At 60.1% G+C, this 15,688-nt stretch carries 16 protein-coding genes and 3 pseudogenes; 4 read left to right on the top strand and 15 right to left on the bottom strand.

Features of this window, described 5'->3' with window-relative positions; all coding sequences use genetic code 11:
* Positions 1 to 13: 13 nt before the first annotated feature.
* From K0P33_RS10615 to K0P33_RS10600, 4 genes and pseudogenes are all read right to left on the bottom strand, one after another.
* Positions 14 to 1,453 (bottom strand): M10 family metallopeptidase C-terminal domain-containing protein, encoded by a 1,440-nt coding sequence (locus tag K0P33_RS10615; RefSeq protein ID WP_347341851.1) that lies wholly within the window; start codon positions 1,451 to 1,453, stop codon positions 14 to 16.
* A 657-nt stretch (positions 1,454 to 2,110) separates the two neighbouring features.
* Positions 2,111 to 2,236, bottom strand: a pseudogene (locus K0P33_RS10610) (phosphonate metabolism protein PhnP); the annotation flags it as partial.
* Positions 2,227 to 2,799, bottom strand: coding sequence for a phosphonate metabolism protein/1,5-bisphosphokinase (PRPP-forming) PhnN (gene phnN, locus K0P33_RS10605; protein WP_094950744.1), 573 nt, complete (start codon positions 2,797 to 2,799; stop codon positions 2,227 to 2,229). The gene phnN and the pseudogene K0P33_RS10610, both read right to left, overlap by 10 nt.
* A pseudogene (locus K0P33_RS10600) lies at positions 2,799 to 3,152 on the bottom strand (alpha-D-ribose 1-methylphosphonate 5-triphosphate diphosphatase); the annotation flags it as partial. The pseudogene K0P33_RS10600 and the gene phnN, both read right to left, overlap by 1 nt.
* A 137-nt stretch (positions 3,153 to 3,289) precedes the next feature.
* Between K0P33_RS10600 and K0P33_RS10595 the strand changes: the two are divergent.
* Complete coding sequence (locus tag K0P33_RS10595) at positions 3,290 to 3,706, top strand: NUDIX domain-containing protein (protein ID WP_094950745.1); 417 nt, start codon at positions 3,290 to 3,292, stop codon at positions 3,704 to 3,706.
* Positions 3,707 to 4,130: 424 nt separating this feature from the next.
* On the top strand, positions 4,131 to 4,406 hold the full coding sequence (locus K0P33_RS10590; protein WP_242155162.1) for a DUF6124 family protein: 276 nt from the start codon (positions 4,131 to 4,133) through the stop codon (positions 4,404 to 4,406).
* 81 nt (positions 4,407 to 4,487) lie between these two features.
* On the opposite strand, the pseudogene K0P33_RS10585 reads toward K0P33_RS10590, so the two are convergent.
* From K0P33_RS10585 to ccmA, 11 genes and pseudogenes are all read right to left on the bottom strand, one after another.
* Positions 4,488 to 5,863: pseudogene (locus K0P33_RS10585) on the bottom strand (IS3 family transposase).
* Between the two features lie 338 nt (positions 5,864 to 6,201).
* Positions 6,202 to 6,597, bottom strand: coding sequence for a hypothetical protein (locus tag K0P33_RS10580; RefSeq protein WP_094951891.1), 396 nt, complete (start codon positions 6,595 to 6,597; stop codon positions 6,202 to 6,204).
* Positions 6,598 to 6,612: 15 nt separating this feature from the next.
* Entirely contained in the window at positions 6,613 to 7,797 is a 1,185-nt protein-coding gene (gene ccmI, locus K0P33_RS10575; RefSeq protein ID WP_094951890.1) for a c-type cytochrome biogenesis protein CcmI, read from the bottom strand.
* Positions 7,790 to 8,263 (bottom strand): cytochrome c-type biogenesis protein, encoded by a 474-nt coding sequence (locus K0P33_RS10570; protein ID WP_242155160.1) that lies wholly within the window; start codon positions 8,261 to 8,263, stop codon positions 7,790 to 7,792. Before K0P33_RS10570 ends, ccmI begins: the two co-directional genes overlap by 8 nt.
* A complete protein-coding gene (locus K0P33_RS10565) occupies positions 8,260 to 8,796 on the bottom strand; it encodes a DsbE family thiol:disulfide interchange protein (protein WP_094951889.1) in 537 nt (178 codons plus the stop codon). Before K0P33_RS10565 ends, K0P33_RS10570 begins: the two co-directional genes overlap by 4 nt.
* Complete coding sequence (locus K0P33_RS10560) at positions 8,793 to 10,781, bottom strand: heme lyase CcmF/NrfE family subunit (protein WP_094951888.1); 1,989 nt, start codon at positions 10,779 to 10,781, stop codon at positions 8,793 to 8,795. Before K0P33_RS10560 ends, K0P33_RS10565 begins: the two co-directional genes overlap by 4 nt.
* Positions 10,782 to 10,784: 3 nt before the next feature.
* Positions 10,785 to 11,252: a cytochrome c maturation protein CcmE gene (ccmE, locus tag K0P33_RS10555; RefSeq protein ID WP_094951887.1), complete on the bottom strand. Its 468-nt coding sequence runs from the start codon at positions 11,250 to 11,252 to the stop codon at positions 10,785 to 10,787.
* The gene (gene ccmD / locus K0P33_RS10550) at positions 11,249 to 11,425 is read right to left on the bottom strand and encodes a heme exporter protein CcmD (protein ID WP_094951886.1); all 177 of its coding nucleotides are present in this window, start codon (positions 11,423 to 11,425) and stop codon (positions 11,249 to 11,251) included. The genes ccmE and ccmD overlap by 4 nt, the downstream gene beginning before the upstream one ends.
* Entirely contained in the window at positions 11,422 to 12,177 is a 756-nt protein-coding gene (locus tag K0P33_RS10545) for a heme ABC transporter permease (RefSeq protein ID WP_094951885.1), read from the bottom strand. The genes ccmD and K0P33_RS10545 overlap by 4 nt, the downstream gene beginning before the upstream one ends.
* 92 nt (positions 12,178 to 12,269) lie before the next feature.
* On the bottom strand, positions 12,270 to 12,938 hold the full coding sequence (gene ccmB / locus K0P33_RS10540; RefSeq protein WP_003189951.1) for a heme exporter protein CcmB: 669 nt from the start codon (positions 12,936 to 12,938) through the stop codon (positions 12,270 to 12,272).
* A complete protein-coding gene (gene ccmA, locus K0P33_RS10535) occupies positions 12,935 to 13,570 on the bottom strand; it encodes a cytochrome c biogenesis heme-transporting ATPase CcmA (RefSeq protein WP_242155158.1) in 636 nt (211 codons plus the stop codon). The genes ccmB and ccmA overlap by 4 nt, the downstream gene beginning before the upstream one ends.
* Positions 13,571 to 13,770: 200 nt before the next feature.
* On the opposite strand from ccmA, the gene K0P33_RS10530 reads away from it, so the two are divergent.
* Positions 13,771 to 15,348: a flagellar hook-length control protein FliK gene (locus tag K0P33_RS10530; RefSeq protein ID WP_094951883.1), complete on the top strand. Its 1,578-nt coding sequence runs from the start codon at positions 13,771 to 13,773 to the stop codon at positions 15,346 to 15,348.
* Complete coding sequence (locus tag K0P33_RS10525; RefSeq protein WP_034102842.1) at positions 15,345 to 15,674, top strand: EscU/YscU/HrcU family type III secretion system export apparatus switch protein; 330 nt, start codon at positions 15,345 to 15,347, stop codon at positions 15,672 to 15,674. Before K0P33_RS10530 ends, K0P33_RS10525 begins: the two co-directional genes overlap by 4 nt.
* Positions 15,675 to 15,688: the final 14 nt, after the last annotated feature.

Below are 15,688 nucleotides of genomic sequence, written 5' to 3'. Positions count from 1 at the left end.
ATGGGCTCTGCACTTACTTGAATATCGAAAAAGCCTTGTCCATGAATGTCCTTAACAACGTAAACAGCTTTTCGGCGAACTGCCCGCTAAGCCGGGGCTTCGGAGTGGGCGTGGGGGCTGGAATAGGCTCTGGAGCGGGCTCTGGGGTTGGGGTTGGTGCAGGCGTTGGTTCAGGAACCGGGCCGGGAATCACGTCCACCGTCGGCGTGACCGTCGGCACCTGAGCGCTCCAGGTCACATCCGACGGTTTAATTTGACCATGACTGGTAATCAACATATCAGCCGTACCGCTGCCCTTGGTGTCCACGGCCAGCGTCGAACGCCCGGTAGTCGAGTCATGGGTGATCACTGCGTCGCCTGCACGGCCGCTGAACCGATCAGCGAAGTTCAACGACTTGAGGCCCGCCTCACGAAGTACGCCGGCGACATCGATCTTGTCGATACCGCTGGTGAAGTCCTTGATGATGTCCGGGTTCTGCGGCGTTGAATCACTGACGCGGTCATAGACGAACGTGTCGGCCCCGCCACCGCCGTGTAGCGTGTCTGCGCCGCCGCCGCCTTTTAAACGGTTGCTCTGCTCGTTCCCCGTTAACGTATCGCTGCCGGAACCGCCAATGGCATTTTCCACGGTGACGCCCTTGGCAATCGACACATTCCCGCGCAATCCCCCAACGTCCGAAAATGTCTCGGCCTTGAGGCTGATGTTTTGTTTGCCGGTAAAGCCCGAAAAATCCAGAGTGTCATTGCCACCGCCATCCCAAACACTGAACACCGGCCTGTCGCGGGCGCTCTTGAGGCTGTAGACCTCACGACCGGTGTTGGAGTTGAACCCATAAACGGTGTCGGTATTACGGGTCCGCGTATTGGCCCCGTACAAGCGTTGGATGGCTGCAATATCGTCAATCATAGCGGCGCAGGGTTCCACTTCGTTAAAGGCATGCCCCGGTTGTTTACGTTCCGACCAATAGCTCATGACGCTGCGGGCCTTGGTGTCCTGTGCATAATCGGCATTGCGCTCGTAAGTGCCACCGCCGTCGTAACGTCCGGGGTGTTCCAGCCCTAGGGTGTGCCCCAACTCATGCACCAACAAGGACAAAAATTGGCTGCCCATTTGCGGATTATCTTGAGCACCGCCTGTGCCGATATTAGCCGTTACTCGAGATTGGTATTGATTGGGTAGCGTTGCGACACCCGACATTGAACCCGGCACGCCCCTGATCGTGATGAAACCATCACTATGGCTAGCGTTTTCGACAAAGGAAATATTGGCGACATCTGCATAAGACTGCAATGCCTGCCTGGCTCGCTCTTTTTGAGCAGCACTAAAGGCGCCCGAAAAATTAAAACCCACCACAATCTTATTGTCGCCATTTCGATCATGAAACTTGAAGTTTGCGCGCGTGATGTGTTTTGCCGCCTGGTCGGTGGTAAACGACGTCTTATTACTGCTCAAGGAAGAAAAACCATTATAAAACTCACGCGCCTGCCCTCCGGACGAGAGAGTGGCATGCGTACTGGACTGGGGTCTTACGGAAGGAATCATGGCAATGAATACTCTGAGTATTGAGAATTATCCATCCCTACAGTGTTTACCGAACCTGACTATTCCGTTGCCAGCTCGATAAAAGTCCCACATTGAAAAGGCCCTCGCCAGCGCCATTCTTTTCACAATGCAAACGAGTAAACACACCTGCAAGAAATGCGCATAACGTTTATGCGTCGCTTCGCAGCCATCACGCCAAACACCATAATAAATACGTGATATAACGCACTCAGAAAAACCAACTCAATATCGTCAAATATTGAGTTGCGCACATTAAGAAACTTATTCAAACACCGCAGGAAAAAATACCTCAGACCCGCTATCCCTATCCGGCACTGAATAAAAGCAACGCCTACAGGCTGTGGTCAATCTTCTGCCTTTTAATTAACCGCCCAAGTAGGATTGCACTCAGATCACCCGCCCATTCCAACCTACACTCACAGATTTGTGCAGTTCCCGACGGTGTTCCAGCAACCACTTATCCAGCGTATGCCCCACATGGGTCATTGTGATTACGCGGTGCTTGCGGCTGCGGCGGCATGGAGCAGTCTGGCACCAGTACCTCCACAGGCTTGCGCTGCACGGCCGACGGCGCAGGCGCTCATCGCTGCACGCCATGGCGCAAGCGATGCACTCACAGCCCTACACCGGCACTTGCCGCGCGTCGCCGGTGCCGAGCAGGGTCAGGCGCATGCCGAGTGCCCAGGGTCCAGGCAACACAGCAAACGCTCGACGGTGTGTTCAAGCGGGCCGGAATTATCCAGCACAAACAACCCCGAACCGTTGCCGGCGATCAGGTCAGCGGTGAACCGCGCATTGCGCGCCAGGCGCTCCTCTATTTCCGCCAGGGACTCACGCCCGCGCGCGATCAAACGCTGACGCAACACGGTTTGATCAACCGTCAGCAGCAACACCAGCACCGCAGGATAGCGCTCGCGGGTCTGCGCCAGGTGCGCACGGGAGCCGTTGACCAACACGTCGTCCCCCGCCGCCAGCCAGTCATCAATTTGCGCGGGAATGCCATAGGACAACCCATTGGCGTGCCAACTGAGGGCAAACGCACCCTCAGCGTCCATCGCGGCAAACTGCTGCGCGCTCACCCCCTGGGCCGCCTCGCCCACAGCCTCCGCCGAGCGGGTGATCACGCGGCGCACAATGCGGCAACCGCGTTCGGCCAGACGCGGGCGCGCGGCATCCAGCAGGCTGTCCTTGCCCGAACCCGATGGCCCGATGAGATAGATCAACCTGCCTGCCATCAAAACACCCTCTTCGCTTGTCGCCATACGTGTTGCACTACGGGCAGCCCTTCGCGGCGCCTGGCTTGGACGAGGTCGGCGCGCAGGCCAATAGCAATTTCACCACGGTCCGTCAGGCCCGCCGCGTGTGCGGGCGCCAGGCTGATCATCTTGACCGCGCGGGCCAGGCCGACGGCGGCCACATTACCCGAGTGCGCCCCACCGCGCACCACGTTAGGCGCGCCCATCAAGACTTTCATGTTCAGCGCCTGGCAGCCCTTCGCCGCTTCAAGCGTAGTGGGGAATTCGGCGATGATCATGCCGTAGCGCGCCGACTCTTCAACGTGGGCCAACGTCGCGTCGTCATAGCTGGCGGGGGGCGGGCTGATGAAGGTTTTGTGAAAGGATGGGAGGCTGCCTGACTCAACCCTGTGGCGAGCGAGCTTGCCTTAAGGTATTCAGTGGCCCTGTGATTTTCTGATGGGCGCAAAAACGTGGAAGACAAAACCCAATGATCATCGTCAAAGCGTGCCCCGTAGTCCTTCGAACCAGACAGTCTTTAGAAATACTGGCATTCGAACACCCCCAGGCCGGTTTCCAGCTGGTCAAAGGCAGCGTAGAGCCTGGCGAAACAACAAACACCGCCGCTATTCGAGAATTGCAGGAAGAAGCTGGAATAACCGGCAAAGTTATAGGCGACTTGGGAACCTGGCATTGCGAGCTCACCCGCCAAACCTGGGCTTTTCACCAATGCCAGGTCTCGATAGACCTTCCAGATACCGGGTTCGATTTTGCAGAAGATGATGGAGGCCATGAGTTTCGATTCTTCTGGCATCCCTTGAGCAGCGAACTCACCCATGAATGGCATCCGATTTTCAAGGCCGCGCTAACCACGCTGATCGAGAGGCTTGGTGCTGACGAAAGCTGAACAAGACTTTCCCTACGGCCAGTCATTTAACCGCTCTGCATTATGTGAACCGAGCCGTACGCAGGAGGGCCAAGCCCTGCCGGGTTTCCCATTCCCCGGTCGACCAATCTGCGTACGGCTCACCCTTTTTGATGCCGTGTTGTCATTAGGACCTGCCCTACACAGATTTCGGGTTGCGTCCGGTCAACCTCGCCGCTAACCTTCGCGGGTCGCTGCAAAATCAGCGAACGGGTGTGGTAGCCCGGTTCCTTCATAGATCCCAAAACGCTTAAGGGCGTTTTTTTGTGCGGGCTGCTTTGTGGCGGCTGTGCACGGGAGGCTTCGGCCTGCCGGGTTTCTATGACCGGTCTACCACCCCGTGTACAGTCGCCTCCTTACATCGTGTGGTAGCGAGATGGAGGTGCTCATTCATAGGAGCTTCACCATGAAAAAAGTCACGCCTAACCCTCCGCCATCCCCCTCGGATGACACCCCACAAACCCCACCCGACCTCATCTTCACCGTCCGCCCCGGCCTCAGTACCGAAGTTGCCTTGAGCAATGCCAGCGAGATGCTGGAGTCCGCGACTGTGTGCGCCTACGACTGCGCCGAGCACTTGGATGGCTCAGGCCGCAAGCAAGTGCTGGCGGTGGTGCAGATGCTTGAGATTGCGCAGTTGTTGGTGGATCAAGCGCTGAATCGGGAGTGTCCCGTGGCCTGATGGCTGAGGCGATCTCCTGTGGGAGCTGGCTTGCCTGCGATGGCGGTGTGAAGTGCGCCCCAAAAGTTGGACAGCTAATGGTTAGGCTACCGCGGACCGGGTTCTGTAAGCCACAGGGCTCAGTCCGCCAAGCTTCGTTTTGATTCGCTTATGGTTGTAGTAATGGATGTACTTATCCAGCCCGGCCTGCAGCTGAGCAACGCTGTCGAAGCTTTCCCGATAGTAAAACTCCGACTTCAGGGTACCGAAAAAGCTTTCCATTGTGGCGTTGTCATAGCAGTTCCCTTTGCGAGACATGCTCTGTTCCAACCCAGCTTTTTCCAGTTTTTCCCGATACTTTGAGTGTCGATAGTGCCAGCCCTGATCCGAGTGCAGCATGGGTTTGGCGCCTTCGGGCAAGCGCTCAAGGGCAAGCTCCAGCATGTCGCCTACCAAGGCGTATTGGGGGCGGACGGCGGTCTTATAGGCCACAATCTCTCCGTTGTACAAGTCCAGTACTGGGGACAGATACAGCTTTTTGCCGGCCACTTTGAACTCGGTGACATCGGTTACCCATTTCTGATTTGGTTGCTCAGCTTCGAACTGACGAGCCAGGATATTGGGCGATACCTCTCCCATTGGCCCTTTATACGATTTGTATTTTTTCGGTCGCACTGTGCATTTCAGGCCTAACTCTCCCATCAGCCGTCGTACCGTTTTACCGTTGATCAACGGCGTTTGCTTACGTAGCTCTAAAGTCATCCGACGGTAACCAAGGCGGCCCTCATTCTCGTCTTGGATAGTCTGGATAGAGGCTTTGATCGAGATAAACCGGTCCGCAACGCCCATCGCCTTGAGTTGGTAGTAGTACGTACTTCGCGCAAGACCTACCAGCTTGAGCAAATCACTCAAGGGGAAAGCTTGTTTGAGCTCAGTGACTAATCGGGCTTTTTCTTCGCTTCTCTCTCTCGCCTCATCACCGCCTCGCCCAACTCTCCAAGCTTTTTTAGGTAGGCGTTCTCCATGCGCAAATACTGCAGTTCATCGAGTAATGCCTTGTGTGCAAGCTGTGCGTCGGTGAGTGGGGTGGTAGTTTTACGCGGTTTAGAAGGCGGCTTGGGCATAGCGGTAATCGATCCTTTTTTCCCTGACTCCAGGGCTTCAATACCGCCACTGTAATACTGCTGTTGCCATCTGCCCACCTGGCTTGAGTTACCCAGGTTGAAGAGCGCCGCTGCGCGGCGCAAAGATAAGGAGTCGCGCCACATGCGTTGCAGCACTGAAAACTTGAACAAGGGACTGTAGCGTTCGCCGGTTCTGCTTAGACAGGCTTCGCCATGTAATCGGTAAGCCTCCACCCAACGACGAAGCAAGGTGGGATCCATTTGAAATTGAGCGGCTATGCGGCGAAAGCCTCGGCCCTGTTCAAGGAAAGTGGTAATGGCGGAAAGCTTGAACTGCGTCGTGTATTTGCTCATGAAAAGCCTCAGGAGTTGGACGGGTGTCCAACTTCTGGGGCGCACTTCAGTGGGTCAGGCAATAAATGTCTGGCTGATAGGCCGCCATCGCGGGCAAGCCCGGCTCCCACACTTGGGCTTTGTTGTTGGCGCGAATGCATGTCAACGCTTGCGAAAAAACCGGGCCGTGAAGAGATCCCCTGTGGGAGCGGGCTTGCTCGCGAAGGCGGCAGGTCAGTCACCGCATCTTAGGCTGACACTCCGCTTTCGCGAGCAAGCCCGCTCCCACATTTGATCTTCAGTGTTTGAAGGGGTGTATTTCAAGGATATGAAAAAGGCGACCCGAAGGTCGCCTTTTGTCATTGCGCGTACTGCTTGCTCAACCCCGGCGGCACGCCGTGCACATCCGTCTCTTCCCATGGCCCATTCGGGCTGATGGAGCGGCTCCAGCCGTTGCTCCAGCGGTAGTAGGTGCGCTGGCGGTAGAAGGTGTCGGGCTGTTCTTCCAGCACATACACCTGCATCTTGCCGTCCCAGTGGCTGGCGGCGCCCGGTGGCGGGGCAAAGGTTGGCGATTTGCTCGGCACCGGTTTCGGCGGCGGGGTTACCGGGCCGGAAGGTTGGGTGCTCGGCTGGGTCGAGGGGCCCGACGGTGGGATGGTCGGGCCGGTGGGTGCCCCAGGTGGCCGATGGACCGCACAAGCGCTCAAGCCGAGTACCAGGCTGAGCAAGGTGATGCGTGCAAGAGCGGTCATAGGCGTTTCCTCGAATTACTTATCCGGACGGTCGATGGTCAGCTGCTGCGTGGCAGTGGTGCTGCTGGCCAAGGGTTGGCTGCGGCCGATCCACTCGCCAGCGGTTGGAACACCTGCCCGGGATATGCGCGCAACCAGTTGGACTTCGGCGAAGTTCGACAGTTTCAACTGCGGCATCATTGCGTCCGCATCGCCCAGTTCGACGGTGACCGGCAGTTCGGCGACGGTGACGCGCTTGGCCGCCAACGGCGCTGGCGGGCCGCTGACCGCACGGGCGAAGATAAACACGCTGTCGGTTGGCAGGGCTTTGGCCTTGACCTCGGCGGACAAGTCGACACGCACTTTCATCACGGTTTTTTGCGCCACGGTGCCGCCGCTGTCCTTGAGCTTCTCGGCCGCGCGATCAATCCCGCCTTGCAGCGCGACACGGGAGTTGTCTTGCGGTGGCAACTGCGCCAGCAGGCGGTTCCAGTAGTCGATGGCTTCCTGATAACGCTGGCCTTCAAAGGCGGCGATACCCAGCAGGCCAAGGCTGGTGACTTCCTTCGGATCGAGCTTCAAGGCTTCATCGGTCAGCGCCTGCACCTTGGGCGACCACTGCTTGTTGTCGGCAAAGTACTGCGCCTGCGCCCACTGGCCGAGCAATTCCGGCTGGCGACCGGCCAGGGCCACGGTGCGTTCGAAGACTTTCGCCGCATCGGCCGAACGGTCCTGAGCCATGTAGGCGCGACCGAGGAAGTACAAGCCTTCCGGCGAATCCGGCTGAGCAGCGGCGGCACGTTCCAGGCGCTGGGTCATGTCTTGCATGGACACCGGCGGCTGGGCGAATTCGCGGGTCAGTGCGACCTTGTCGCTCGCCCCGTAATGCAGGTACAGCGCAATGCCCAGGACCGGCACTAGAAAAGCCGCCAAAAACGGCAGCGGTTTGCCCAGGCGCGATTCGCGGGGCTTTTCCACACCTTCGGTGTCGGCCAGCAATTCGCGGGCAGCCTCGGCGCGGCCGGTGTCGAGTTGCACGGCATTGAGCACGCCTTCGTCCTGCTGCACTTGCAACTCGGCCACGCGTTCTTGGTAGAGCGCCACGTTCAGCGCGGTGCGATCCTCTTCTCGCTGGGCACGGCGGCCGCGCAATACAGGGATCAACAGGAAACTCAGGGCAATCAGGAGCAGCAACCCTGCGGCGAGCCAAAAATCAATCATCAGTCTTGGTGTCCAGCAATTGGTCGAGGCGTTTGCGCTCTTCAGGAGAGAGCGCGTCGGAACCATCAGTAGGTGCGGCGCGGCGACGGCGCACGATCACAGCCATGACCACCACGCCGGCCAGCAACAGCCCGGCGGGGCCGAACCAGAGCAGCGCGGTCTTGCCGGTGAGCGCCGGTTTGTAGCGCACAAAATCGCCGTAGCGGTCGACCATGAAGTCGATGATCTGCTGGTTGTCCTTGCCCTCCCCCAGCATGCGAAAGATCTCTTTGCGCAGGTCGGCGGCGATGGGCGCGTTGGAGTCGGCGATGTCCTGGTTCTGGCACTTGGGGCAGCGCAGTTCCTTGGTCAGTTCGCGAAAACGCTCACGGTCACCGTCCTTGGCGAATTCGTAGGTGTCGATGGCGGCGTGGGCCACGCCGGCCAATCCGAGTGCGAGAACAGCAGCGGCTGACAGGCGCTTCATGGCTTGGCCTCATCGACCAGCGCCTGGTACTTGGCGGCGAGTTGCTCGCGCCACACCACTTCGTCGATCACGCCGACGTACTTGTCACGGATCACGCCTTTGGCATCGATAAAGAAGGTTTCCGGGGCGCCGTACACGCCAAGGTTCAGACCAAGGTTGCCATCTTCATCGCGAATATCCAGCAGGTACGGGTTATGAAACTCCGCCAGCCACTTCAAGGCCGCCGCATTGTCGTCCTTGTAGTTGATGCCGTAGATCACCACACCCTTCTCGGCCAGCTTGTTCAGCACCGGGTGCTCGACCCGGCACGAGATGCACCAGGTCGCCCACACGTTGACCAGCGCCGGTTTGCCCAGCAGGTCGGCCTGGGTCAGGGTCTTGTCGCCCTGCACCGTCTTCAGGCTGAACGCCGGGAACGGCTTGCCGATCATCGCCGAAGGCAGCTCGGCCGGGTCCAGGTACAAGCCGCGATACAGGAACACCGCCATCACCAGAAAGGCCGCCAGCGGTAACACCATCAACCAACGCTTCATGCCGCCGCTCCTTGCAGACCGAGGGCTTCACGCACCCGGCTCTTGACCTTGACCCGATAACGCCGGTCCAGCGCGGCCAGCAAGCCCCCAAACCCGGTGAGCAAACCGCCGAACCAGATCCAGCGCACGAACGGTTTCACATGCACGCGCACGGCCCAGGCACCGTCGCCCAGCGGTTCGCCCAGCGCCACATAGAGGTCGCGGGTGAAACCGGCGTCGATGCCGGCCTCGGTCATCATTGAGTTTTGTACGGTGTACAGGCGTTTTTCCGGGTGCAGCACGGCCACTTCCTTACCCTTGCGCACGACACGCACAGTGCCTTTGTCCGACGTGAAGTTCGGCCCTTCGAAGTGCTTGGCGCCTTCAAAAATGAAGTGGTAACCGGCCAAGTCCATGGACTCACCCGGCGCCAGGCGCAGGTCACGTTCGGCACTGTTCTGGCTGGAGAGCACCACGCCCAAGGCGCACACGGCGATGCCGATGTGGGCGATCTGCATGCCCCAGTAGCTGCGGGTCAGGGTTGGCAGGCCTTTGATCAGGCCTTTGTGGCGGGTCTTGTCGGCGATATCGCGCACGCCGGCCAGCAATACCCAAGCGGCGAGCAGGAAGGTGGCAAGCACTGCCCAATTGAAGTCACCGTAGGCAAAGCCTGCGATCACCGCCAAGGCCACACTGCCGAGTAGCACCGGCATCAACATGCCCACCAGCCATTTCACCGGGGTGTCTTTCCAGCGCACCAGCATGCCGACCGCCATCACCACCATCAACAGGCCCATCAACGGGATAAACAAAGCGTTGAAGTACGGTGGGCCCACGGACAGCTTGGCGCCGCTCAACGCATCCAGCGCCAGCGGGTACAAGGTGCCAAGCAGGATCATCGACGCGGCCACCACCAGCACCAGGTTGTTGCCCAGCAGCAAGGTTTCCCGCGACCACAGGTTAAAGCCGACCTGGCTCTTGACCACCGGCGCACGCAGGGCGAACAAGGTGAGTGAGCCGCCGACTACAAACAGCAGGAAGATCAGGATGAATACGCCGCGCGCAGGGTCGGAAGCAAACGCGTGCACCGAGGTCAACACACCCGACCGCACCAGGAACGTGCCGAGCAGGCTGAGGGAAAATGCGGCAATCGCCAGCAGCACCGTCCAGCTTTTGAACACGCCGCGTTTTTCGGTAACCGCCAGCGAGTGAATCAGCGCGGTGCCTACCAGCCATGGCATGAACGAGGCGTTTTCCACGGGGTCCCAGAACCACCAGCCGCCCCAGCCGAGTTCGTAATAGGCCCACCACGAGCCCAAGGTGATGCCGATACCGAGGAACGCCCAGGCCACAATGGTCCACGGCCGCGACCAGCGCGCCCAGGCCGCATCGAGGCGCCCGCCGAGCAAGGCGGCGATGGCGAAGGCGAAGGCTACCGAGAAACCGACGTAACCCATGTAGAGCATCGGCGGGTGCACGATCAGGCCGATGTCTTGCAGCAGCGGGTTGAGGTCATGCCCGTCCACCGGGATCTGCGGCAGCATGCGGCTGAACGGGTTGGAGGTCATGATCAGGAACAACAGGAAGCCGATGCTGATCATGCCCATCACCGCCAGCACCCGCGCCAGCATGACTTGCGGCAGTTGGCGCGAGAACACCGACACAGCGAAGGTCCAACCGCCGAGGATCAAGGCCCACAGCAGCAACGAACCTTCGTGGGCGCCCCACACGGCGCTGAACTTGTAGTACCAAGGCAGCGCGCTGTTGGAGTTGTTGGCGACATAGGCGACGGAAAAGTCGTCGGTCATGAAGGCGTAGGTCAGGCAACCAAACGCGAACAGCAGAAAGGCAAACTGGCCCCAGGCGGCCGGCTGCGCCAGGCTCATCCACAGGCGGTCGCCGCGCCAGGCGCCGAGCAACGGCACGATGGCCTGGACGACGGCAAAGCACAGGGCGAGGATCATCGCCAACTGGCCCAACTCCGGAATAAACAGTGCGGACGTCATGGCTTAGCCCTCCTTCGCAGGCTGTGAAGTTGCGCTCGGGGCGGATTGGCCGCTGTCTTTCAAAGCTTTGGTGACCTCGGGCGGCATGTATTTCTCATCGTGCTTGGCCAGTACTTCATCGGCCACCACCACGCCATCGGCGTTGAGCTTGCCCAAGGCGACGATGCCCTGGCCTTCGCGGAACAGGTCCGGGAGGATGCCGCGATAGGTGATGGTCACGGCCTTGTTGAAGTCGGTGACCACGAAAGTCACGTCGAGGGAATCGCCGGAACGCTTCAAAGAGCCCTTCTCTACCATGCCGCCGGCGCGGATACGTGTGTCGACAGGCGCTTCGCCATTGGCGATCTGGGTCGGGGTGTAAAACAGGTTGATGTTCTGCTGCAAGGCGCTCAAGGCCAGGGTCACGGCTATGCCGACGCCGGCCATGATGGCAAGGATGATCAACAGACGCTTTCTACGCAGCGGATTCACTTATCGGTCTCCCGGCGCAAACGACGCGCCTCTTGTTGCAGGTAACGCTTGCGGGCCAGGATCGGCGCGGCGACGTTGAGGGCCAGTACGGCAATGCAGATGCCGTAGGCCGTCCAGACATACAGGCCGTGGTGGCCCATGGCGAGAAAATCACTGAAAGAGTTGAAGCTCATCCACGCGCTCCCAGGCTGTTTTGCACTTCGGCCTTGACCCAACTGGTGCGGGCTTCACGCTTGAGCACTTCCAAGCGCATGCGCATCAGCAGCACGGCGCCGAAGAAGCAGTAGAACCCCAGCACCATCAGCAGCAGCGGCGCCCACATTTCCACGGGCATGGCCGGCTTTTCGGTGAGGGTGAAGGTGGCGCCCTGGTGCAGGGTGTTCCACCACTCCACCGAGTATTTGATGATCGGGATGTTGATCACGCCGACGATGGCCAGTACCGCGCAGGCTTTGGCGGCGCTGTCGCGGTTGCTGATGGCATTGCCCAGGGCGATCAGGCCGAAGTACAGAAACAGCAGGATCAGCATGGACGTGAGGCGCGCATCCCACACCCACCACGAGCCCCAGGTCGGTTTGCCCCAGATCGCGCCGGTGACCAGCGCCACGGCGGTCATCCACGCGCCAATGGGAGCGGCGCATTGCAGGGCCACGTCGGCCAGCTTCATCTTCCACACCAGGCCAACGATGCCGCACACCGCCAGCATCACGTAGCAGGACTGCGCCAGCATCGCGGCGGGCACGTGGATATAGATGATGCGAAAGCTATTGCCTTGCTGGTAGTCCGGCGGCGCGAAGGCCAGGCCCCAGACCAGGCCGGTGCCGATCAGCAACAGGGCTGCGATGCTCAACCACGGCAGCAGCTTGGCGCTGATGCCGTAAAACCATTTGGGCGAGCCGAGCTTGTGAAACCAGGTCCAGTTCATTGCTGTTTCCATCACGGTGGCTTCTCGTCAGGCAAGAAGCTCAGGGCCTTTCTTATGTTGAAGAGCTGATTATGTCGCTTAACCAGACCTCATTATTCGCCGACGCTGATCTTCAGGCCAGCCGCTATAGCAAAGGGTGTCAGGGTTACCGCCAGGGCGGTCAGGCTGCCAAGCCACAAGAGGTAACCGGTCGCCGGCATGCCCATGAGCGCGGCCTGCAAGGCACCGCTGCCCAGGATCAACACCGGGATGTACAAAGGCAGAATCAGCAGGGCCAACAACAGACCGCCCCGCTTCAAACCGACGGTCAACGCTGCGCCCACCGCCCCCAACAGGCTGAGCACCGGCGTGCCGAGCAACAAGGAAAGCAGCAATACCGGCAGGCATTCGACGGGCAAGCCCAGCATCATCGCCAGCAGCGGTGAGAGCAAGACTAGCGCCAAGCCGGAAAAAGCCCAGTGTGCCAGTACCTTAGCCAGTACCAGAAGTGGCAGAGGGTGCGACGAAAGGACCCACTGCTCAAGAGAACCGTCTTCAAAATCACTGCGGAACAGCCCGTCCAGCGAGAGCAGGACGGATAAAAGCGCTGCTACCCACACTAACCCTGGGGACAAGGTTTGCAACAGTTTAGTCTCGGGCCCGACCGCCAACGGGAACAGCGCGATGACGATGGCGAAAAATACCAGTGGGTTGGCCAATTCAGCCGGGCGACGGCACAACAACCGCGCTTCACGGGCGACCAACAGGGCGAACACACTCATACCGACCACCGGCCCAAGTCCAGGTCGCGGTAACCGGCTGGCATGCGCGTCAGGGTGTGGTGAGTCGTGAGCACCACCAAGCCGCCCTGCTCGCAGTGCCGGGCCAAGTGCTCTTCAAGCTGGGCGACGCCTTGTTTGTCGAGGGCGGTGAAGGGTTCGTCGAGAATCCACAATGGCGGGCCGGGCAGGTACAAACGCGCCAAGGCCACGCGGCGTTGCTGGCCGGCGGACAGGGTGTGGCAGGGCACGTCTTCAAAACCCTTGAGGCCGACAGCCGCCAGCGCTTGCCAGATGGCGTCGCGAGAAGCCGGGTGATGCAGGGCGCTGAGCCAGCTGAGGTTTTCTTCCGGCGTGAGCACGTCCTTGATGCCGGCAGCGTGGCCGATCCAGATAAGGTTGCGGGCCAACTCCGTGCGTTGTTCGTTGAGTGGCTTGCCGTTCAGTCGCACCTCACCGGCCGTCGGCTGCATCAAACCGGCCAGCAGGCGCAGCAAACTGGTCTTGCCGCTGCCGTTCGGGCCGCTGATTTGCACCATGTCGCCGCCCGTCAGACGCAGTTCGAGGTGCTCGAACAGCAGTCGCAGGTCGCGTTCACAGGCAAGCGCTACGGCTTCAAGAAGAGGGCTGGTCAAGAGATCGCGGGCCTTTACGGTTCAAGTCGGCGGTGCAGCGGCCGTTATAGAGAGATGCACAATAACGGCTTTGGCGACCGATTTTAGAGAGCTGGATCAAATAGTTGTGAGGTTTTTACCGCTCTCTTTGCAGACGGGCGGCATTATACATGTGATGCCCTACTCTAAAGAGGGCAATTTCCCCAGAGACGACGCGCACGATGACCGGTGAGATCAACCTTCCTACGCTGCCTCCTGCCCCGGTGACCAGCCCTGCCCCGCTGCCGCCGACCGGTGAGTTGCTGAAGCTGCTGGAGCCGCAGACCGGCCTGATCAACCCTGGGAAAACCGTCAACGCCGAGGTGATTGCGCTTAAACAAGGCGGCGAAGCCTTTCAGTTGTTGCTCAAGTTGACCCTCGAAGGCGGCCGCCAAACCTTGGTGCAGGCCAGCAGTGCCCAGCCTTTGCCGTTGGGCAGTAACGTGGCGGTTAGCCAGACACCAACCGGCAACCTGACCATCACCTTGCAGCAAGCTTTGAGCGCCAATGTGGCCGCCCTGACCCGCATCGACACCACGCAAATGCCGGAGGGCACGCTGTTGCAAGCCAAGGTGCTGACCACGCAGATGCTGCCGCAAGGCACCACGCAACCGGCCATCTACCGCTCGCTGGTCACCGTGCTCAATAACGCCCTGGCCGGCACCACGCTAACGCTCGAAAGCCCGCAACCGCTGCGGGTCGGCAGCTTGCTCAGCGCCGTAGTGCAAAACGCGCAGACCTTGAACTTCGTGCCGTTGAGCGGGCTCAAGGATCAATTGGCCGTCGCGCAACAGCTCTCGACCCAGCAAAGCCGCCAGGGCTCGCTGGATGCAGTGTTCACCGCGCTGCAAAACCTGCCACGTGGCGACAGCACCTCGGCCGACCTGCGCGCGGCTGCCGACCGCTTACTCGCGGCCTTGCCCGACCTGGCCCAAGTCAGCAATCCCAAAGTGCTGGCGCAAGTGATCCAGAACAGCGGTGCCTTTTTAGAAGCCAAATTACTCGCCGGGCAAAACCCGCAAATTCCGCCATTGGACATGAAGGGCGCACTGTTGCGCCTGGTCGCCGACCTGCTGCCGGCCCTGCCCGCCAGCACCAATCTGAGTGCGATACTGGCCGCCAATACGCTGGCCCAGGTGTTGCCCAACTTCGTGCGCAGCCCGCTGAACACGCTCGGCCAGGTCAGCGCCAAACAAATACCCGCCGGCTTCCCATTGCCCGAACGGCTGATGGCGAAACTGGAAGGCGAAGGTGACCTGGAAAACCTGCTGCGCCTGGCCGCCGGGGCGATTTCGCGCCTGCAGAGCCACCAACTGTCGAGCCTGGAACAGACCGGCACCACCGCCGACGGCCGCCTGCAAACCACCTGGCAGTTGGAAATCCCCATGCGCACCCTGCAGGACATCGTACCGTTGCAAGTCAAGTTCCAGCGCGAAGAACCGGCGCCGGACAAAGACCAGCCCGAGCGCAAAGACAAAAAAGACCCCAAACAGATGCTCTGGCGCGTCGAGCTGGCCTTCGACATGGAGCCGCTGGGGCCATTGCAGGTTCAAGCGCAACTGACGCAGGGCAAATTGTCCAGCCAGCTATGGGCCTCTCGGCCGTTTACGGCCAGCTTGATCGAGAGCCACTTAACCAGTTTGCGTGAGCGCCTGGTGACCTCGGGCATCAATGTTGGCGATCTGGATTGCCACCTCGGCACCCCGCCACGCGGGCCAAGAACCGGCCTGGAACAGCGCTGGGTGGATGAAACCGCATGAAAAACCCTACCCCGCCGCGCCAGGCGATTGCCCTCAAGTACGACGGCCAGCAAGCGCCGACCCTGACGGCCAAGGGTGACGATGCCCTGGCCGAAGCCATCCTGAAGCTGGCGCGGGAAAATGAAGTGCCTATCTATGAGAATGCCGAGCTGGTCAAGCTGCTGGCGCGCATGGAACTGGGAGACAGTATCCCGGAGGAGTTGTACCGCACGGTGGCGGAGATCATTGCGTTTGCGTGGACGCTGAAGGGCAAGTTCCCGGTGGGGTATGACCCGAATGCGGGGCCAGTGGAGCGGGATGTGACCGAGCGTGGGGATGATTACTAAAGACTCGGACCCCA

The sequence above is a fragment of the Pseudomonas sp. ArH3a genome (genome assembly GCF_022648765.1).
Taxonomy (GTDB): domain Bacteria; phylum Pseudomonadota; class Gammaproteobacteria; order Pseudomonadales; family Pseudomonadaceae; genus Aquipseudomonas.
This window is presented reverse-complemented; position numbering and strand designations above follow the sequence as displayed.